Annotated in this window: 20 protein-coding genes; 5 read left to right on the top strand and 15 right to left on the bottom strand. The window is 70.4% G+C overall.

Annotated features, from left to right (window positions below):
* The 4 genes from JWP65_RS16245 to accD all read left to right on the top strand — a co-directional run.
* On the top strand, window positions 1–657 hold a 657-nt coding region (locus tag JWP65_RS16245), incomplete at its 5' end, for a phosphoribosylanthranilate isomerase (RefSeq protein ID WP_299765540.1).
* Entirely contained in the window at window positions 635–1,885 is a 1,251-nt protein-coding gene (gene trpB / locus JWP65_RS16240; RefSeq protein ID WP_299765539.1) for a tryptophan synthase subunit beta, read from the top strand. The genes JWP65_RS16245 and trpB, both read left to right, overlap by 23 nt.
* Window positions 1,882–2,691: a tryptophan synthase subunit alpha gene (gene trpA / locus JWP65_RS16235; RefSeq protein ID WP_299765538.1), complete on the top strand. Its 810-nt coding sequence runs from the start codon at window positions 1,882–1,884 to the stop codon at window positions 2,689–2,691. Before trpB ends, trpA begins: the two co-directional genes overlap by 4 nt.
* Window positions 2,692–2,715: 24 nt before the next feature.
* Window positions 2,716–3,588, top strand: a complete 873-nt coding sequence (gene accD / locus JWP65_RS16230; protein ID WP_299765537.1) for an acetyl-CoA carboxylase, carboxyltransferase subunit beta — start codon at window positions 2,716–2,718, stop codon at window positions 3,586–3,588.
* Here the strand turns inward: accD and JWP65_RS16225 are convergent, their stop codons facing one another.
* Window positions 3,589–4,134 (bottom strand): YggT family protein, encoded by a 546-nt coding sequence (locus JWP65_RS16225; protein WP_299765536.1) that lies wholly within the window; start codon window positions 4,132–4,134, stop codon window positions 3,589–3,591. It lies immediately after the preceding gene.
* 27 nt (window positions 4,135–4,161) lie between these two features.
* On the opposite strand from JWP65_RS16225, the gene JWP65_RS16220 reads away from it, so the two are divergent.
* Complete coding sequence (locus JWP65_RS16220; protein ID WP_299765535.1) at window positions 4,162–4,821, top strand: LON peptidase substrate-binding domain-containing protein; 660 nt, start codon at window positions 4,162–4,164, stop codon at window positions 4,819–4,821.
* A 90-nt stretch (window positions 4,822–4,911) separates the two neighbouring features.
* Here JWP65_RS16220 and JWP65_RS16215 read toward each other — a convergent pair whose 3' ends face one another.
* The 14 genes from JWP65_RS16215 to JWP65_RS16150 form a co-directional block, all read right to left on the bottom strand.
* Entirely contained in the window at window positions 4,912–6,732 is a 1,821-nt protein-coding gene (locus tag JWP65_RS16215) for a nucleoside-diphosphate sugar epimerase/dehydratase (RefSeq protein ID WP_299765534.1), read from the bottom strand.
* Window positions 6,733–8,223, bottom strand: coding sequence for a DegT/DnrJ/EryC1/StrS family aminotransferase (locus JWP65_RS16210; RefSeq protein WP_299765533.1), 1,491 nt, complete (start codon window positions 8,221–8,223; stop codon window positions 6,733–6,735).
* Window positions 8,220–8,849: a NeuD/PglB/VioB family sugar acetyltransferase gene (locus JWP65_RS16205; RefSeq protein ID WP_299765532.1), complete on the bottom strand. Its 630-nt coding sequence runs from the start codon at window positions 8,847–8,849 to the stop codon at window positions 8,220–8,222. The genes JWP65_RS16210 and JWP65_RS16205 overlap by 4 nt, the downstream gene beginning before the upstream one ends.
* Window positions 8,849–9,994, bottom strand: coding sequence for a UDP-N-acetylglucosamine 2-epimerase (gene neuC, locus JWP65_RS16200; protein ID WP_299765531.1), 1,146 nt, complete (start codon window positions 9,992–9,994; stop codon window positions 8,849–8,851). Before neuC ends, JWP65_RS16205 begins: the two co-directional genes overlap by 1 nt.
* Window positions 9,987–11,018, bottom strand: coding sequence for an N-acetylneuraminate synthase (neuB, locus tag JWP65_RS16195; protein WP_299765530.1), 1,032 nt, complete (start codon window positions 11,016–11,018; stop codon window positions 9,987–9,989). Before neuB ends, neuC begins: the two co-directional genes overlap by 8 nt.
* Window positions 11,008–11,724 carry an acylneuraminate cytidylyltransferase family protein gene (locus tag JWP65_RS16190; RefSeq protein WP_299765529.1) on the bottom strand — a complete coding sequence of 239 codons (717 nt, stop codon included), beginning with the start codon at window positions 11,722–11,724 and terminating at the stop codon, window positions 11,008–11,010. The genes neuB and JWP65_RS16190 overlap by 11 nt, the downstream gene beginning before the upstream one ends.
* Before the next feature lie 6 nt (window positions 11,725–11,730).
* Window positions 11,731–12,369 (bottom strand): imidazole glycerol phosphate synthase subunit HisH, encoded by a 639-nt coding sequence (hisH, locus tag JWP65_RS16185; protein WP_299765528.1) that lies wholly within the window; start codon window positions 12,367–12,369, stop codon window positions 11,731–11,733.
* Entirely contained in the window at window positions 12,366–13,139 is a 774-nt protein-coding gene (hisF, locus tag JWP65_RS16180; protein ID WP_299765527.1) for an imidazole glycerol phosphate synthase subunit HisF, read from the bottom strand. The genes hisH and hisF overlap by 4 nt, the downstream gene beginning before the upstream one ends.
* 2 nt (window positions 13,140–13,141) lie before the next feature.
* A complete protein-coding gene (locus tag JWP65_RS16175) occupies window positions 13,142–14,455 on the bottom strand; it encodes an N-acetyl sugar amidotransferase (protein WP_299765526.1) in 1,314 nt (437 codons plus the stop codon).
* A 52-nt stretch (window positions 14,456–14,507) separates the two neighbouring features.
* Entirely contained in the window at window positions 14,508–15,707 is a 1,200-nt protein-coding gene (locus tag JWP65_RS16170; RefSeq protein ID WP_299765525.1) for a UDP-glycosyltransferase, read from the bottom strand.
* Window positions 15,704–17,485 carry an asparagine synthase (glutamine-hydrolyzing) gene (gene asnB / locus JWP65_RS16165; protein WP_299765523.1) on the bottom strand — a complete coding sequence of 594 codons (1,782 nt, stop codon included), beginning with the start codon at window positions 17,483–17,485 and terminating at the stop codon, window positions 15,704–15,706. Before asnB ends, JWP65_RS16170 begins: the two co-directional genes overlap by 4 nt.
* A 3-nt stretch (window positions 17,486–17,488) precedes the next feature.
* On the bottom strand, window positions 17,489–18,031 hold the full coding sequence (locus tag JWP65_RS16160; protein ID WP_299765522.1) for a sugar transferase: 543 nt from the start codon (window positions 18,029–18,031) through the stop codon (window positions 17,489–17,491).
* 8 nt (window positions 18,032–18,039) lie between these two features.
* A complete protein-coding gene (locus JWP65_RS16155) occupies window positions 18,040–18,846 on the bottom strand; it encodes an aldolase/citrate lyase family protein (RefSeq protein WP_299765521.1) in 807 nt (268 codons plus the stop codon).
* 13 nt (window positions 18,847–18,859) lie between these two features.
* On the bottom strand, window positions 18,860–19,629 hold a 770-nt coding region (locus JWP65_RS16150; protein WP_299765520.1), incomplete at its 5' end, for a lipid II flippase MurJ.

Raw genomic sequence — 19,629 nt, 5'->3', positions numbered from 1 at the left:
CGCGAGCAGGACGTCGCCGCCGCCGTCGAAGCCGGCGCCGATGCGGTGGGCTTCGTGCTGTATGCCAGGAGCACGCGCCACGTGAGCGCAGCCCGCGCCGGCGAACTGGCGCGCGGCTTGCCGCCCTTCGTGACGCCGGTGCTGCTGTTCGTCAACGAGAGCGCGGACCATGTCCAGGCCGCCTGCGCGCAGGTGCCGAACGCGACACTGCAGTTTCACGGCGACGAGACGCCAGCTCAATGCCTGGCAGCGGCAGGCGCGCGGCCCTGGATGCGGGCCGCCCGTATCCCGCTGGATGAGGCCACGCCCTTCGACTTGCTAGAATTTGCCTCCCAGTACCCGCACGCACAGGCCCTGCTGCTCGACGCCCACGTCGCGGGCTACGGCGGCGCCGGCAAGGCATTCCATTGGTCACGTCTTCCTCCAAGCGTCAGTTGTCACGCCGTTTTGTCTGGTGGGCTCACACCTGCAAACGTGGGCGAAGGCATCCTTCAGGTGCGGCCGCGTTTCACCACGCTGGCCGTTGATGTGAGTTCGGGCGTCGAGGTCTCCAAGGGGATCAAGGACGCCCGGTTGATCCATCGGTTCGTGGCGGCCGTGCGTGCCGCCGACGCGCTCCTTGCAAGGTCCCCCCATGTTCCCCTACCAGCAACCTGACGCCAGCGGCCACTTCGGCATCTACGGCGGCAGCTTCGTCAGCGAGACCCTCACCCACGCGATCAGCGAGCTGCGCGACGCCTACGCGAAGTACCAGCACGATGCGGAGTTCCTCGAGGAATTCGCCTTCGAGCTGCGGCACTTCGTCGGCCGCCCCTCGCCGGTCTACCATGCCCAGCGCATGAGCCGGGAACAGGGCGGCGCCCAGATCTGGCTCAAGCGCGAAGACTTGAACCACACCGGCGCCCACAAGATCAACAACGTGATCGGCCAGGCCATGCTGGCCCGGCGCATGGGCAAGCCGCGCGTGATCGCCGAGACCGGCGCCGGCCAGCACGGCGTGGCCACGGCGACCATCTGCGCCCGCTACGGCCTCGAATGCGTGGTCTACATGGGCAGCAACGACGTCCAGCGGCAAAGCCCCAACGTCTACCGCATGAACCTGCTGGGCGCCCGCGTGGTGCCGGTGGAATCCGGCAGCAAGACCCTCAAGGACGCGCTGAACGAGGCCATGCGCGACTGGGTCACCAACGTGGAAAACACGTTCTACATCATCGGCACCGTGGCCGGCCCGCACCCGTATCCGATGATGGTGCGCGACTTCCAAAGCGTGATCGGCAACGAGTGCCTCGAGCAGATGCCGCAACAGGCCGGCCGCCAGCCCGACGTGGTGGTGGCCTGCGTGGGCGGCGGCAGCAACGCGATGGGCATCTTCCATCCTTACATTCCATTCGAGAACACCCGGCTGATCGGGGTGGAAGCGGCCGGCGAGGGCATGGACAGCGGCAAGCACGCGGCCTCGCTGCAGCGCGGCAGCCCGGGCGTACTGCACGGCAACCGCACCTACATCCTGCAGGACGACAACGGCCAGATCATCGAGACCCACAGCGTCAGCGCCGGCCTCGACTACCCGGGCGTGGGGCCGGAACATGCCTGGCTCAAGGACATCGGCCGCGCCGAATACGTCGGCATCACCGACACCGAGGCGCTGGAGGCCTTCCACTATCTGTGCCGCACCGAAGGCATCATCCCGGCGCTGGAGTCCAGCCACGCCGTCGCCTACGCGATGAAGCTGGCGCGAACCATGAAGAGCGACCAGCACATCCTGGTGAACCTGTCGGGCCGCGGCGACAAGGACATCGGCACGGTGGCCGACCTGGCGGGCGTCGATTTCTACGATCGGCCCTCCATGCGCGGCCTCTCGCTCAAGGGAGGGCCCAAGGCATGAGCCGCATCGCCGCCGCCTTCGAGCGCCTGGCCAGCCAAAGGCGCACGGCGCTGATCCCCTACCTCACCGCCGGCTTTCCCTTTCCCGACATCACTCCCGAGCTGATGCACGCGATGGTCGAGGCCGGCTCGGACGTGATCGAACTGGGCGTGCCCTTTTCCGACCCGATGGCCGACGGCCCGGTGATCCAGAAGGCCGGTGACCGTGCCTTGGCGGCGGGCGTCGGCCTGGCCCAGGTGCTGGACATGGTGCGCACTTTCCGCCAGCGCGACGACGCCACGCCGGTGGTGCTGATGGGCTACGCCAACCCGGTGGAGCGCTACGACCTCGGCCATGGCAAGGGCGGCTTCGTGCGCGACGCGGCTGCTGCCGGCGTCGACGGCATGTTGATCGTCGACTACCCGCCGGAGGAGTGCGAGGAGTTCGCGGCCCAGCTGAAGGCGCACGGCCTGGACCTGATCTTCCTGCTCGCGCCCACCAGCACCGACCAGCGCATCCAGCAGGTGGCGCGCGTCGCCACCGGCTACGTCTACTATGTCTCGCTCAAGGGCGTGACCGGGGCCGGCCACCTGGACACGGACGCCGTGGCGGCTGCCCTGCCGCTCATCCGCAAGCACGTGAGCATCCCGGTCGGTGTCGGCTTCGGCATCCGCGACGCCATCACGGCCAGGGCCATCGGCAAGGTGGCCGACGCAGTGGTCATCGGCACCAAGGTCATCCAGGTGGTCCAGGACCAGCCGCGCGAACGCGCCGCGGCCGCGCTGGCGTCCTTCCTGGGCGAGATCCGGACCGCGCTAGACTCCTAGAATGCACCGCGAGAGGAACCGCAGATGAGCTGGTTGGAAAAACTGCTGCCCCCGAAGATCCAGCACACGGATCCCAATGCACGCCGGGGCGTGCCCGAAGGCTTGTGGGTCAAGTGCCCGAGTTGCGAAACGGTGCTCTACAAGACCGACCTGGAGCAGAACCAGAACGTCTGCCCCACCTGCACCCACCACCACCGGATCGGCGCCAGGCCGCGCCTGAACGCCTTCCTGGATCCGGAAGGCCGCTACGAGATCGGGCAGGAGGTGCTGCCCGTCGATCCGCTGAAGTTCAAGGACAGCCGGCGCTACCCGGAGCGGCTCAAGGAAGCGCTGGAGAACACCGGCGAGACCGACGCCCTGGTCGTGATGGGCGGCGCGGTGCACAGCATCAGCCTGGTGGCCGCGGCCTTCGAGTTCGACTTCATGGGCGGCAGCATGGGCAGCGTGGTCGGCGAGCGCTTCGTGCGCGGCGTCGAAACCGCCATCGAGCAGAAGGTGCCGTTCCTGTGCTTCACCGCCACCGGCGGCGCCCGCATGCAGGAAGGCCTGCTGTCGCTGATGCAGATGGCCAAGACCAACGCGTCGCTGACCCGGCTGGCCAAGAAGGGCCTGCCCTACATCAGCGTGCTGACCGACCCGACCATGGGCGGCGTCAGCGCAGGCTTCGCCTTCATGGGCGACGTGGTGATCGCCGAGCCCAAGGCGCTGATCGGCTTTGCCGGCCCGCGCGTGATCGAGTCGACCGTGCGGGTGAAGCTGCCGGAAGGTTTCCAGCGGGCCGAGTTCCTGCAGACCAAGGGCGCCGTCGACTTCATCTGCGACCGGCGCGAGCTGCGCAAGACCGTCGCCAACGTGCTGGCGATGCTGCAGCGGCAGCCGGCCGACGCGGTGGAGTAGTCAACGCAGCACCGCCCCCTGCAAATTCGCCAGCACGATCGCGGCGACCTGCAGCACCACCAGCAGCGCCAGCGGCGACAGGTCGAACCCGCCCACCAGCGGGATCAGGCGACGGAACGGCCGCAGCATCGGCGCCGTCAGCCGGTCGATCACGTCGGTGATGGGCGAATCGGCCCGCACCCAAGACAACACGGCGTAGACGATCACCAGCCCGATCATTCCCGAAACCACCAGCCGCAGCAGCCCGAACAGCGCCAGCAGCGGGACCACGCCGCCGTTGGTGCGGCCCATCAGCAGCCACAGGATGCCGTACTGCGCCAGCTGCAGCAGGTAAGCCCCCACCAGGCTGGCCAGGTCCCACTTGCCTGCGGCCGGGATGACTTTGCGCAGCGGCAGCACCAGCCAGTCGGTCAGGGCGAAGACGAACTTGCCCACCGGATTGGCAAAGCCGATCCGCTGATGCTGCATGTAAAGGCGCAACAGGCAGGCGCCGCCGAGCAGGCCGGCGATGACGTCGAGCAGGAAGGAAAGGATCTGGAGGAGCATCGAGGCACGAGTGGGCGAGGTCGTGGGATGATAGCGGCAGCCACTGGAACCGACGTGCCCGCCACCCTGACGCTGAAATCCCTGCCCCTGTTTCCGCTCAGCGCGGTGCTGTTTCCGGAGGGGCTGCTGTCGCTGCGCATCTTCGAGGTCCGCTACCTCGACATGATCTCCAAGTGCCGCAAGGCGGGCGCCCCGTTCGGGGTGGTTTCGCTGACCCGGGGCAACGAGGTGCGGCAGCCGGGCAGCCAGGAAGCGTTCTCGCAGGTCGGCACGCTCGCCACCATCCGGGACTTCGAAACCCCCCAGCCCGGGCTGATGATGATCCGCGCCGTCGGCAGCCAGCGCTTTCGGATCACCTCGAGCGAACAGCTCAAGCACGGCCTGTGGGTGGCCAACGTGGAGCGCATCGTGCCCGACATGGCCGTGGCCATCCCGGACGATCTCAAGCCCACAGCCGACGCCCTGCAGCGACTGATCGAGTCGCTGCAGCTGAAAGCCAACGCGCCCGGCCCGATGCCGCTGCTGCCGCCGTTCAAACTGGAGGACTGCGGCTGGGTCGCGAACCGCTGGTGCGAACTGCTGCCGCTGCCGCCGACCCTGAAACAGCGCCTGATGGAACTGGACAACCCGCTGGTGCGGCTGGAACTGGTGAGCGACGTGCTGTCGCGCACGGGGATCACGACCTAGCCCGCGGACTTGTCATTGCGGGCTCGGCCCGCAATCGAGCGGCGGCGCTCGAACCAGCCTGGATCCCGAAGCAAGCCCGGGATGAGGCCATCAGCGCCGCAACGCGTCTTCCCGCGGCGCGTACTCCGGCACCCTGGCGCGCAGCCATTCGCGCACCGCGGCCGGCGCCGGCTGCGCCCCGGCTTGGGTGATCCAGCCCACCACTTCGTCCACCTCGGGCAGCGGACCGGCCGTCTTGGCGATGCGCAGCTTGGCGTGCGGCGTGGTCTCGCTGGTCTCGGCGTTGGCAAGCAGTTCCTCAAACAGCTTCTCGCCGGGCCGCAGGCCGGTGTAGCTGATCGGAACCTCCTGCTCGGTGCGCCCGGAAAGGCGAATCAGCATCCGCGCGAGTTCCACGATCTTCACCGGCTCGCCCATGTCCAGCACGAAAATCTGGCCCGAGCGGCCCATCAGCCCGGCCTGCAGCACCAGCTGCGCGGCCTCGGGAATCGTCATGAAATACCGCACGATGTCCGGGTGCGTCACCGTCACCGGGCCGCCGCGCGCGATCTGGGCGGCGAACAGCGGCACCACCGAGCCGCTGGAGCCCAGCACATTGCCAAAGCGCACCGAGACGAACTGCGTGCCGGGCTCGCGCAGCGCCACGGCCTGCACCAGCAATTCGGCCAGCCGCTTGCTGGCGCCCATCACGTTGGTCGGGTTGACCGCCTTGTCGGTGGAGATCATCACGAAGCGGCGCGCGCCGCAGGCGGCGGCGGCGCGGGCGGCGTGCAGCGTGCCCAGCACGTTGGTGCGCAAGGCCTCGATCTCGTTGTCCTGCTCCATCAGCGGGACGTGCTTGTAGGCGGCGGCGTGGAACACCACGGCCGGCTGGTGCCGGCGGAAGATCGCCAGCAGCCGCTCCGGCTCGCGCACGTTGGCGGTGTGGTAGATGCCCTGCATCTGCGGGTGCGCCTGCCGCAGCTCTTGCTCCAGCTGGTAGATGGCGTACTCCGACACGTCGACGCAGACCAGCCGCGCCGCGCCCAAGCGCGCGATCTGCCGGCATAGTTCAGAGCCGATCGAGCCGCCGGCGCCGGTCACCAGAACCACCTGGCCGGAGAACAACTCGGCCAGCCCGGCGACGTCGAGCGCCACCGGCGAGCGGCCCAGCAGGTCTTCCAGTTCGATCTTGCGCGGGCCGGTGCTTTCCGCCTGCAGCCACTGGTCGGCGCGCGGCAGCGTCAGCAGCGTGATCTGCGCATCCGCGGCCAGCAGCAGCGCCTCGCGCCGCTCCGGCGAGCCGGGCGGGCTGGCCATGAGAGCAGTGCGCGCGTCCACGGCGTGGCAGACAGCCGCGAGGTCGGCCACCGCGCCGAGCACGCGCACGTTCTGCACCGAGCGGCCGCGTTCGTCGCGCAGCGGCGAGACGATAGCCACCGCATGCCAGCGCGCGGACCCCTTGAGCGCCCGCAGCGCGCCAGTCGCATCGGCCAGCGAGCCGACCACCACCACCGGCGTGCCGCCGAACCGATGCAGGCGGTGTTCCGCGATCGTGCGCCACGCGGCCCGCACGCCACCGAGCAGCAGCAGGGCGAGCACCGGATACAGCAGCAGCACCGAACGCGGGAACTGCGGCAGCCGCAGCATCAGCACGGCCACCGCCGCCAGCACCGCGCCCAGCAGCACGGCCGCGGCCAGCTGGCGCAGCTCGGCCAGCCCGATGAAGGTCCAGACATGGCGGTAGGCGCGCGTGATGCCCAGGCCCACGGCCAGCCCCAGCACGCACCAGGGGCTGGAGGCGATGGCCAGCTGCACGAACTCGCCCGGCACGTCGAGGTTGAAGCGCAGCCAGAACGCCAGCCACCACGCCGCCAGGCCCAGGGCCAGGTCCGCCAGCAGCAGCGTGAGGGCGCGCCCGGAGAACCGCACCTATGGCTCCGCCCGGGCCAGGGCACGGCGCAGGTGGGCTATCACGCGGGTGATCTGCCCGGGCTCGAGGTTGGAGCCGGACGGCAGGCAGATGCCGGTGGCGAACAATTGCGCCGCCAGGTCGGTTCCTTCCGCGTGCGGAAACCAGGGCGCTCCGCGGTACAGCGGCTGCAGGTGCATCGGCTTCCACACCGGCCGCGCCTCGATCGAGTGCCGCTCCAGGCTGCGCAGCACCTGGTCGCGGCGCGCGCCCGCATCCTCGCCGGCCAGCGTCAGGCAGGTCAGCCAGCGGGTCGAATGCATGCCGGGCGGCTGCGGCATCCAGTGGATGCCGGGCACGTCCGCCAGCGCCGCGCGGTAGGTCTCGAACACCTCGCGCCGCTGCTGCACGCGCTGCGGCAGCACCCGCAGCTGGCCGCGGCCGATGCCGGCCAGCACGTTGCTCATGCGGTAGTTGAAACCGGTCTCCACGTGCTCGTAATGCGGCGCCGGCTCGCGCGCCTGGGTGGCGAGCTTGCGGGCCCGCGCGATCAGCGCTTCGTCGTCGGCCACCAGCATGCCGCCGCCGGAGGTGGTGATGATCTTGTTGCCGTTGAAGGAGTACACGCCGACCCGGCCGAAGCTGCCGCTGGCGCGGCCTTTGTAGCTCGCGCCGAGCGACTCGGCCGCGTCTTCCAGCACCGGCACGCCGTAGCGCTCGCACAGGGGCAGCAAGGCGTCCATGTCGGCGCTCTGGCCGTACAGGTTGACCACGATCACGCACCGCGGCAGGCGCCCTTCCCGCTCGGCCCAGGCGAAGGCCCGCGCCAGCGCCAGTGGCGACATGTTCCAGGAGCCCGGCTCGGCGTCGATGAAGACCGGCCGCGCGCCGCAGTACTGGATCGGGTTGCAGCTGGCCACGAAGGTGAGGCAGGAGCAGAACACCGTGTCGCCGGGCTGCACCCCGAGCAGCAGCAGGCCCAGGTGGATGGCGGCGGTGCCGGAACTGAGGGCGGCGGCATGGCCGACGCCGACGTGGTCCGCCAGCTCGCGCTCGAATGCATCCACGTGCGGCCCGAGCGGCGCGATCCAGTTGGTGCGGAAAGCTTCGGCGACGAAGGCCGTCTCGTCTTCGCCCAGGTGCGGTGACGACAGCCAGATGCGCTGCGTCAGCTCCCGCCGCAGCACGATGTCGACCGGGCGGCCGGCGGCATCGATGACCGGCAGGTGGTCGATCTCGTGCCGGTCCAGCAAGGCCACCGCGGTGGAGAGCGGCTCGTCGTCAGCCACGGTCAGCGGCGGGCGTTGCGGCAGTTCACTCACGCGAGTTGCATCCGGCAGGTGCGCCAGCGCGGCCCGGCGCATGTCGCCGTCGGTCAACGTGCGCAGCAGCTTGCCGTCGGCGGCCAGCACCAGCAGCAGGCCGCGCGCGGTGCGGTTCAGGCGGGCCAGCGCTTCGTGCAGGCTGCAATCGGGTGCGATGAAAAGATCGCGAAAGTCCTGCTCGGTCACCGGATCCTCCGCGCGGGCACGCCGGCGTAGGTTCCAGCGACGTCGATGGTCGCGCAGACCGCCGCGCCGGCCCCGACCACGGCGCCGTCGCACACCGCGAGGCCGGGCAGCACGTTGGCGCCGGTGCCCAGCAGCACCCGCGCACCGAGGCTGGCCTTGCCGCCGAGCCCGGCGCGCGGCGCCACGTGGCTGAAGGCGCCGAGCCGCACGTCGTGATCGATCACGGCGCCGTGGTTCACGATGACACCGATACCCAGCCGCGCGCCGGGCGCCAGCACGGACTGGGCGGCGACGAAGCAACCGGCCTCGACCTGCGCCTGCGCCGACACCGAAGCGGCCGGATGGATCACCGTGGCGAGTTCGCGCGCGCCGAGGGCCAGGGCCTCGCGCTCGCGCACGTCGTTGGCGCCGATCGCCACGTGGAATTCGGCGTCGGGCAATGCGAGCGCGACGTCCAGCGGCACCAGCTCCACGCCGGGAAGCAGCTGGCCGGTGCGCGGCGACGCACTGCGCTCGGTGGCGACGATGCGCGTCCACCGGCCGGCGCAGACGGCGGCGTCCGCCACCACGCGACCGTGGCCGCCGGCGCCGACAATGACCAGGGTGGAGGCTTGCTTGGCTTGCACTAGTAGGTGTTGATCTTGTCCAGCAACCGCGCGTCCAGCGGCAGCGTGGCGAGCAGTTGCGCGATGCGCTCGCCCGCCTGGCCGTCGCCCCAGGCATTGTCGCACCCGTAGCGGCCCTGCCTCAGCTGCTGGCGCAGGGCGACACGGATGGCTGCCTCGTCGCAAACCACGTCCACCACGTTGGGACCGTGCTCGCGCATGCGCTGGCGGTCGCCGACGTTCACCACCGGCGTGCCGAAGCTCGCCGCCTCGATCACGCCGGACGAGGAATTGCCCACCAGCGCCTCGCAATGGCGCAGCGCCGCCACGTACTCTGCGCGCGGCAGGTGGCGCAGGCGCCGCGATCCGGGCGGCAGTGGCGTGGCGTCCAGCGCCCGCAGGATCTCCAGCGAACCGGCATCGGCGTTCGGCTCCAGCCAGAGCACCGGCAGGCCGGCAGCGGCCAGGGCGCGCAGCAACGCACCGGCCTGGACGCCGGCATCCTGCGCCTGCTGCACCACCGGATGGAACAAGGCCAGCAGGAAACGGCTGCCGACCGGCAGCCGCAATGCGGCCAGGCATGCTTGGCGGTCCGCCGCGCCCAAAGCCTGCAGTCCGTCCAGCCCGGGCGCCCCCGTGACGAAGATGCGCGCCGGGTCTTCGCCCATTCGCTGCAGGCGCTCGCGCGCGCCCTCGGTCGCGACGAAGTGGCAGCTGCTCAACTTGCTGATCGCATGCCGCACCGGCTCGTCGACGGTGCCCGATCGCTCGCCGCCGTGCACGTGCACGCAAGGCACGCCCACGTGCAGCGCCGCGATGGCGCCAGCCAGCATTTCGCCGCGGTCACCCAGCACCAGCAACGCGTCCGGGCGCTGCTGCTGCAGCAGCAGCGTCACGCCGTGCAGGCAGGCGGCGATGCCTTCGGCCATGCTGGCGCCGGTGCGGGTCGCCACGTCGTAAGGGATGCGGGCGCAGATCTCCAGCCCGCTGGCCGCCACTTCGTCCACCGTGTGGCCATGCTGCGCCGACAGGTGCATGCCGGTCACGGCGACCTGCACAGCCAGGCCCGGCGTCGCCCGCATGCGCTGCAGCGTGGACACCATCAGGCCGAAGTCGGCCCGTGTGCCGCTCAGGTAGACGATGCGGCGCGGCGCTGCTTCAGTCATGGCGACCGCCGGCGATCTGGTCCCACTGCAACGTGGTGTGGGCGGGGATGTCCGTCGCCGCGCGGGCGCCGACGACGCGGTCCCAGTCGCGCGGCGCGATGCCGCTGGCGGGGCGGCGGCAGGCCAGCATCGCGGCCCCGATCACCGTGCCCGCCGCGATCGGCAATGCGGCCACGATGCTGCGGCGGGCCACCCGGGCGGCGTCCAGCTCCTGTGGCCGTGGCGCCTTGAGGCCGTCGCCGCGCATGCGGCTGACGCGGCGGATGCCTTCGACCATGTGGCGGAAGGCGTCGGGCTCCAGCGAGGCCGCATGGTCCGGCCCGGACAAGGTGCGGTCCAGCGTGAGGTGCTTCTCGATCACCGTCGCGCCCAGCGCCACCGCGGCCAGCGCCGCCTCGATGCCGGTGCTGTGGTCCGAATAGCCCACCGGCAGCCCGAGCGCTTCGGCCATCGACTGCAAGGCCAGCAGATTGAGCGACTCGTCCGGCGCCGGGTAGGCCGAGGTGCAATGCAACACGGTCACGTCGTGCAGCCCGCCCCGGGCCTGCGCCACCCAGTCCAGCGCCTCGCGCACCTCGTCCAGCGTGGCCATGCCCGTCGACAGCAGCAGCGGCAGCTGCGTGCCGGCCGCGCGGACCAGCAACGCACGGTGGGTCAGCTCGCCGGACGGCATCTTCATGCGGGCCACGCCCAGTTTCACCAGCAGGTCCACCGCCGCTTCGGAGAATGGCGTGGAAAAAAATTCGATGCCGATGACGGCGCAGTGGTCCCTCAAAACCGCATGGTCGGCCGCGCCCAGCTCCAGCCTGCGCAGCATGGCGAACTGGTCCTGCTCGCCGGTCTGGCGCGCCTGGTAGCCGGCGGTGGGCGCCCCCGGCAGCACCAGGTCTTCGGCGCGGAAGGTCTGGAACTTGACGGCGTCGGCGCCGGCGGCGCGGGCCGCGTCGCACAGCTTCAAGGCCAGGGCGAGCTCGCCGTTGTGGTTGACGCCGGCTTCGGCGATCACGAACACGTCAGCCGCCATCGCCCTGCCCTCCCGGCGCATGGCGCGCGTGCAGCCACTGCGCGTACTCGAAATCTTCCAGGTCGTCGATGTCGGCGGACTTCCAGCGTGGCATCACGAACGGTGCGACGCGCACGCTCCACAGGCCGTGCCGCGCCGCGTGCGCGAGCGCCTGCCGCTGCCAGACGTAGATGGAGCCGTTGAGCGCGTAGACCTGCGGCGCGTCCTGGCGCCGGCCCTGGCCCGCGCCCTTGCTGAGCGTGACCCAGCCATCCGGCTGCGCCTCGACCAGGTTGAAGTAAGGGTTGTCGCGGGCGGCGGCGACGCTGACCACCAGATCGGCTTCGGGGCGCGCGGCCAGTGCCGCGCTGATGTCGCCGGCTTCGCGCAGCGGCGAGGTCGGCTGCAGGTCGACGATGCGGGCTACGCTGCGGCCCTGCACCTGCAGAAAGGCGACCAGGTGTTCGATCACCGGCAGCTTGCCGGCGCGGTCGGTCGCCAGCTCGGCCGGTCGCAGAAACGGCACGGTGGCGCCGGCGGCGCGGGCGACCGCGGCGATGGCTGCGTCGTCCGTCGACACGAACACTTCGGCTATCGCGGCGCAAGCCAGCGCCTGTTCGATGCTGTGCACGATCAGCGGCTTGCCGGCGAAGACACGGACGTTCTTGCCCGGCAGGCCCTTGCTGCCGCCGCGCGCGCAGATGGTGGCGATGGTGGAGGCGGTCATGCTGGTCTACAGCGCCAGGAAGCGGCGCAGCATGCCCAGCCCCGCCCCGGCGCTGCGCTCGGGATGGAACTGGCAGCCGGTGAGGTTGCCGCGCTGCACCGCGGCGCACAGGCGCCGACCATCGTAGTCCACGTCCGCGAGTCGCACTGCCGGGTCGCGCGGCTCGGCGGTGAAGGAGTGGACGAAGTAGGCGCGCTCGCCGGCCTGCACCTCGGACAGGATGGTGTCGTCCCAGGCGCGGGCAGCTTGCAAGGGCCGCCAGCCGATGTGCGGGACGCGGTGCGGCTGGCCGTCGGCGCGCGTGACCGGCACCGCCAGCACGCGGCCTTGCAGCAGGCCGAGGCCGGCGTGCGTCCCCATTTCCTCGCTGTCCTCGAACATCATCTGCAGGCCGACGCAGATGCCCAGGAACGGCCGGCCGGTAGCGGCGAAGTTGCGCACCGTGTCGTCCAGACCGCGGGCGCGCAGTTCCGCCATGCCGTCGCCGAAGGCACCGACGCCGGGCAGGACCAGCCGTGACGCCTGCGCCGCCTCCGGCGTGGCCCGGGCGACCACCTGCACCGCCGCGCCGCAATGCTCGAGCGCGCGAACCATGTTCAGCAGGTTGCCGATGCCGTAGTCGATGACGGTCACGGGAATGCTCATCGCGGCACTCCTTCCCGCACGTCGAAACCCGCCGCGCGCGCATGCGTCTTGATCTGCTCCAGCGGCATGCGCTTCCAGTGCAGCGCGTCGGCGACCGCAGCACCGGAGATGTCGATGCCCGCCAGTGCCGCCAGGTCTTCGGCGCGGCCGAAGCCGCCACTGATCACGACCGGCACGGCGACCGCATCACAGACTTGCTGCGCCAGCGGCACGTCGAAACCCTTGCGCGTTCCTTCCTGATCCACCGAAGTCAGCAGCACTTCGCCGGCGCCGCGTTCCACCGCTTCGCGCACCCAGGCCACCACGTCCTTGCCGGTGCGCTCGCGGCCATTGTCGGTGTAGCACTCCCAGCGGCCGGGCGCGACGCGCTTGGCCTCGACGCTCAGCACCATGCACTGCGAGCCGTAGCGGCGCGCCACTTCGGTGACGAGTTCTGGCCGGGCCATGGCCGCGGTGTTGATGGCGACCTTGTCGGCGCCCGACAGCATCATGGTGGCCACGTCGGCCAGGCTGCGGATGCCGCCGCCGACGGTGATCGGCACGTAGACCTGGTCGGCGGCGCGCCTGATGATGTCCGACAGGTTGTTCCTCTGGTACAGGCTGGCGACGATGTCGATGAACAGCAGTTCGTCGGCGCCTTCGCCGTAATAGCGCACGGCATGCTCCTGCGGATCGCCCACCACCCGCAAGCCTTCCAGGTGGATGCCCTTGATCAGGTTCGGGCCCTTGATGTCCAGGCGGGCAACGACGCGCAGATGCCGGTGCGCCATGCTCAGCTGCCCTCGTGCCAGACGGCGTGGCGCAGCTTCCACTGGCCGCCTTCCTGGCGCCACAGGTGCGGCGAGCGGAAGGTGTCGGCCAGCCTCATGAAGCAGGCGCGGTCCATCACCGGCGACTCGAACATCTTCGAAGCTTGCGGGAACTCCTTCTCCGGGATGCTGAGGTAACGGAAGATCTCCTGCGCGAAGCGTTCGGGGAATTCGCCGTCGTAGCGCCGCACCAGCGCCACGCCCTCGCCGCGCGTGATGTCGCCGGAGCGCACTTCCTGTGCCGCGTCGTAGGTGGCGCGGCCGATGCCGAACTTGGTGAAGGTGGTGTAGTAGTGAAAGTCGTCGATCCGGTCGTCGATGCTGTTGTACTTGCTGTAGGTGCCCGGGGTGCGCTCGGGCGAAGCCTCGAAGCCGCCATGCTCCACCGCGTAGTAGTAGCAGCTTTGCGGATGCCACTTCAGGTAGTAGCCCAGGTAGTGCACCTCGACCTGCTTCTTCTCGATCTGCACCGGGTCGGCCGGCAGGTAAGGCAGCAGGTCCTGCGGCTCCAGCCCGAAGTCATCGTAGAGGCTCTGGATCGAGGTGCCGCCCAGGTAGATCTGCGACTTGTCGGAGGCGGTGAAGTACGACCAGTCGCGCCTGGCGCTGGTGGTGTCGACTATCGGATTGCCATACTCGGCCTCGTTCTCGCCGTAGACCACCAACGGGATGTCGTGCAGCACCGCCATCTTGGGCGCCAGCGACTTCTGGCCGAAGATGAAGGGCTGGAACGGATGAAACAGGTTCTCCACGGCCAGCCGCGTGAGCAGGCGGTGCACGCGCCCGTTCGGCGTGGTCAGCTCGTTGTCGAAGCCGGCGTGCAGCCACGACTGGAAATTGCGCCAGCCCCACTCGGTATGGATGTGCGGCGCCCAGGTGACGGTGAGCGGGTGCATGCCAAAGCGCGTCTTGAGCACATGCGCGGCGTAGAAGCTGTCCTTGCCGCCCGAGCCAGGCAACAGGCAGTCGTAACCCGACTTGCTGCGAAAGCGGTCGCACAGGGCGGCGAGCTGGTCTTCGCGCTGCTTCCAATCGATGGTGCCGTGTTTCTGCTCGGCGAAGCGGCAGGCGTCGCAGATGCCTTCCTCGTCGAAGGCGATGGTGGCCTTCTTGCTGGCCCTGGTGTGCTGGTACTCCACCGCCGAATTGGGCCGCTGATTCGAGATGACGCAGCGGCGGCAGAACGCGACCTGCCGCGGCAGGCCGTAGCGCGGCTGCGCCTGATCGTCGGGGGCGGCGAAGGCCGCCAGGTCTGCGGGCCGGGGAGCGGGGATCAAGGGCATTCGGTACGGCGGTGGGGCGCGGGCCGCGGAGCGGCCCTGGGCGCGATTATAAAAATCCGGCGATCTCCGCGAGCACGGCGTCGGCGGCCGCCGGCCCCGCGGTTGCGGCCGGGCGACGGCCGGCGCGGCTCCAGGTGTCCAGCGACTGCGAAAGTTGCTCCAGCGGCACGGCCACATCGGCGATGCCGAAGCGCTGCAGCGGCATCGCCTGCTCGAACACCGAGCCCAGCACCTGCACCAGTCGCGCTCCCGCCAGGTGGCCTTCCAGCCCCACGGTGGACGTCAGCGTGACCACCAGGTCGACCGCGTGCAGCAAGGGCGGCAGCGGCCAGTCCTGGCCGGTGACGACGATGCGCGGGTGGTCCGGCAGTGCCGGCAAAGGCTGGCCGGCGCGTGGGCGCACGCACAGGATGGCATCGCGCTGGAGCAGCGTCCAGTCCACCACAGCCTGCAGCGCGCGCGCCGGCAAGCTGGTGTCGCCGGCCACGCCGCTGAATGGATGCAGCGCCGGTTCGACCTGGGCCGGCCACAGCAGCACCCGCTTGCGGTCCCAGCCGCGCGCGCGGCGCAGGCCGGCCCCTTGTGCAGCCACAGCGGCGTCGCGCAACACGTCGAAGGCGGGATTACCGGTCACCACGACCTCGCCGGGCAGCCGGCGGGCCGCCAGCAGGAAATCGCGCACCGCGTCGTTCAGCACGCAGATGCGGTCGGCATAGCCCGCCTGGCCAATCCAGCGCACTTCGTCGATCGCGAACAGGTCGACGATGCAGACCGCCGGGATGCCCAGCGTCCGCGCTGCTTCGACGGCGGCCCGTTCGGCCCGCGGCGAGTTGGTGGCGACGACCAGGTCGGGCCGGACCTGGCGCAAGATGCGGCCCAGGGTGCGGCGCGGCAGAAAGGCCTGGCGGCCGTCGCGGGCATAGCGGCGTGCCGCTTCCGGCACGCCGACTTCCGATTCGAGGTCGGCATGCGACAAGCCCAGGTAGGCCGCCGTTTCTTCGACATCGGCCACCTCGCCCATCGCCGCCGCGAGCGACCGGCCATGCTCCATCGCCTTCGCATCCGCGGCCTCGACGAAATCCTTGAACTGCAGCAGCGACAGGCCGGCGGCGCGCACGTCGGCGGCGGCCGTTGTCAGCCCCAGCACCTGCACTTGCGCCAGGCCTGCTGCCTGCAGCCGCTGCGCCACCGGCAGCACCATGCGCACGTGGCCGCTGCCGTAGCAAACGAACAGCACCTTCTTCACACGCCGGCCCCGTCGGCCCACAACGCCAGCGCCGCCAGGGCGCGCAGCTCGCGCGTGTGGTTGGCGCTGCCGTTGCGGTGCCGCTCCAGCAAGCCTTGCACGGCAGCAGGCGCGAACAGCCGCTGCAGCAGGTCGCTGCCGGCCAGCAGTTGGGCCAGCCACGGATAACTCTCGCCGCGGAACCACTCGCCCACCGGCACCGTGAACATCTGCTTGCGGCGATGGGCCAGGTCATGCCCGATCAAGGGCGTCACCGCGCGCTTGTACCAGTGCTTCTTGTCGCCATCGGCGGCCAGCTTGGTGCCGCCGCGCGAGCGGAAGGCGAATTCCATCATCCGCCAGTCGAGGAAGGGCGTGCGGGCCTCGATGGACACGGCCATGCCCATGCGGTCCGGCTTGACCAGGTTGTTGCCGCACAGCAGCAACTGCATGTCCAGGTACAGAGCCTGGTTGACGCGGTCGAAGTGCGCCGCCTCGTCGAACCAGGGCTTGGCGGCCGCCTCGAAGCTGTCGATGCCCGCCAGCCGCGCCGCCACCTCGGGCCGGTACAGCGCGTTCCGCGCCGCGGGCGTGAACAGGGAAATCGACTCGAAGTAGCCGCGCTGGAAGGCGCCGGCATCGAGCTGGTCCACGCCCGGGGCGGACAGCAACTGCGCGTACTTGTCGTAGCCGGCGAACAGCTCGTCGCCGCCGTCGCCGGTCAGCACCACCTTGACGTGCTTCGCCGCCAGTTCGCTCACGCGCAGGGTCGGCAGGAAGGAGGCGTCGCCGTGCGGCTGGTCGAGATGCGCCAACACCTGCGGCCAGCGCTGCAGCATGTCCAGCTCCGCGACCTCCAGGGTGTGGTCGCAGCCGAAGCGCGCCGCGGCCTGCGCGGCCCAGGCCGATTCGTCGAAGCGGGGATCGGCAAAGCCGATGCAGAAGGTGCGCACCGGCTGCTGCACGTGCCTGGCCATCAGCGCCACGATGGTGCTGGAGTCGACGCCGCCGGACAGGAAGGCGCCGAAGGGCACGTCGGCCCGCAGCCGGATCCGGGTGGCGTCGTCGAGGATGGCCAGGAACTCTTCGGACCAGTCTTCGAAGCGATGCTCCTGTTCGCGCTGCGCGGCCAGGCTCCACCAGCGCTGCGTCTGCACGCCCGCGCGGCCGAAGCGCATCCAGCAGCCGGGCATCAGGTGGCGCACGCCTTGCCAGACGGTCCAGGGAGCGGGGATGTAGTTGAACGTCAGGTAGTGGTGGATCGCTTCCAGATCGACAGTCGGCCGCGTGATCGCAGCCAGGATGGCCTTCGGCTCGGAGCCGAACACCATGCGGGCGCCGTCGTCGTGGAAGTACAGCGGCTTGACGCCGATGCGGTCACGCGCCAGGTACAGCGCGTCTTCGCGGGCGTCGGCTATGGCGATGGCGAACATGCCGTTCAGCCGGCGCAGGCAGGCGATGCCCTCGCGCTCGTACAGGCGCAGGATCACCTCGGTGTCCGACTGCGTGTCCAGCCGCGCGCCCTGTGAGCGCAATTGGGCCGCAAGCTCCACGTGGTTGAAGATCTCGCCGTTCTGCACCACCGCGATGCGGCCGTCGTCGGAAACGAAAGGCTGGTGGCCGCCGGCGATGTCGATGATGGACAGCCTGCGGTTGCCGATGGCGACACCGCGCCCGGGCTGCTCCCACACGCCGGCGTCGTCCGGGCCGCGGTGGCGCAGGCGCTCGCCCATGGCAGCAAGCGCGTCGGACTGCAGCGGTTGCCCGGCGCGGTCCCAGTAGCCGTAGATGCCGCACATAGGCTAGTTGGCGCCGCGGCCGGACAGGCGGCCCAGCGTCCAGAACAGAATGCGCGCGTCGAGCGACAGGCTGTGTTCGCGCGCATACCTCAAGTCGAGCTCCAGCCGCTGCTGCGGCGTGGCCGCCGAGCGCAGCAGCGCCTGCGCCAGCCCGGTGATGCCGGGCCGCACGCTGCAACGCAGCCGCCAGTCGGCCGGCGCATACAGCGCTTGCTGCTGCGGCAGGTCGGGACGCGGGCCGACCAGGCTCATGTCGCCCTTGACCACGTTCAGCAGCTGCGGCAGTTCGTCCAGGCTGGTGCGACGAATGAAGCGTCCGACCAGCGTGATGCGCGAATCGCCCTGCGCGGTCTGGTACGAGCCGACGGCCGCCGCATCCTTGACCATGCTGCGGAACTTGTAGATCCGGAACGGGCGGCCGCCCAGGCCCATGCGCTGCTGCCGAAACAGCACCGGCAGGCCACCGTCCAGCGCGATCGCCAACGCCACCAGCAGCAGCAGCGGCGCGAGCAACGCCAGGGCCAGGCAGGCCAGCACGACGTCCATGGCGCGTTTCATGGACCGGCGGCGAGCTCGCCCGCGATGCGCCGGATGGTGGCGGCGATGCGCTGCGCATCGCGTTGCACCTGGCCGTCGTCCCGTTGCGCCAGTTGCGCTTCGGCGGCGCGCAGACCAGCGACCTCCTGCTCGAACACGCTGTCGGCGTCGTCGCGATGGAAGGTGCGCGAGAGGATCACGGCCTGCGAGCCGAGTCGCAGGTGCTCGGCCAGCACGTCGCGCCCGGACAGCAGGCCCTCGTCCAGCCGGGCGATCCCGCCGAAGCCAAAGCGCAGGCCCTGGGCATGACAGGCTTGCGCCACCCGTTCCACGGTGCCGTCGGCCAGCGGCTCGAACATGAAGCCACAGGCTAGCGACAGGTGCAGGTCGTTCAGGCCGACGAACACTTCCTGCAGGCCGGGCGTGGCGATCCATTCGTCCAGCGTGCGCAGCGCCGCGGCCGTTTCCAGCAAGGCCACCAGCGGAGCACGGCCGGCCAACAGGCCCGCGAACTCACGCAATTGCGCGGCGGTGGTGAACATCGGCAGCATCACGCAGTCCGGCGCTTGCGCCAGCACGGCGTCCAGTTCCCGCGGCGTGCCGGCATGCAGCGGATTGACGCGCACCATCAGGCGCGACTGCCGCGCCGCCGCGCGCACGCGAGCCACGTCGTCGGGCTGATGGGCGCTGATGAAGGTGTTGCGGCCAGCCTGGCGTTCGGCCTTGCCCAGTCGCTCAAGGTCGACGAACAGGCGCATGCCTGGCATGGCGTCGCAGCGCCGCGCGAACGCCGCGTCGTTCGTGATCTGGATCAGCTCGAGCATGACGTGGGCCGGATTATCGCCGCAGCGCTGCGCGCAGATCCGGGCTGGCGGACCACGTCAGCCCCAGGACCACCAGCGCCGCCACGGCGCCGGCGGCGAACTGCAATGGCAGATGGGCCGGCGCGCCGGTCCAGGCCAGCAGCGTGGCCAGCACCACCAGGGCGCCACCGGCGACCCCCAGCGCCCGGCGCGGCAGCCAGATCCCCAGGCCGTGCCGCAGCGCCCACAGGCTGGCCAGGCAAACGCCCGCCCACAGCCAGTTCAGCCACAGCATCAACTCCGCGCCTTCGCCCGGCCCTTGCGTGACCAGCAGCAACAGGGCCGCCGCGTAGGCGGCAACCGGCGGCCACATGCGACCTTGCGCGGCCAGCACCGACAGCGCGATCGCCGTCAGCGCCTGCGGCAACAGGCCCCAGGCGGCGAGGCGGGCCCATTGCGCCACTTGCCGCAGCGCGTCGTCCTGCATCCGCCCCCAGCCGAACAGAAGGTCAGCCACCGCCGGCGCTGCCACCAGCAGGCCCGCGGCGCAGGCGCAGGCGAGCGTGAAGGCCAGGGCGAAGCCGCGGCGGACGGTGCCGGCCGCTTCTTCGCGGCTGGAGGCGCGGGCGAAGGCCTGCGCGATCGGCCCCAGTGCCAGCGTCGCCACCAGCTGCACGGCCAGCAGCAACGGCAGTTCGACCAGCTTCCAGGCGTAGTTGAAGGTGGCCAGCGCGCCCGGACCTTCCTGCGAAGCCAGCGAGCGCGCCGCGAACGGCAGCGCCAGCGGCAGGCCGGCGGCGGCGA

It is taken from the genome of Ramlibacter sp., from assembly GCF_028292805.1.
Taxonomy (GTDB): domain Bacteria; phylum Pseudomonadota; class Gammaproteobacteria; order Burkholderiales; family Burkholderiaceae_C; genus Ramlibacter.
The sequence above is the reverse complement of the archived record's forward strand: the minus strand, read 5'-3'. Positions and strand labels throughout refer to the sequence as shown.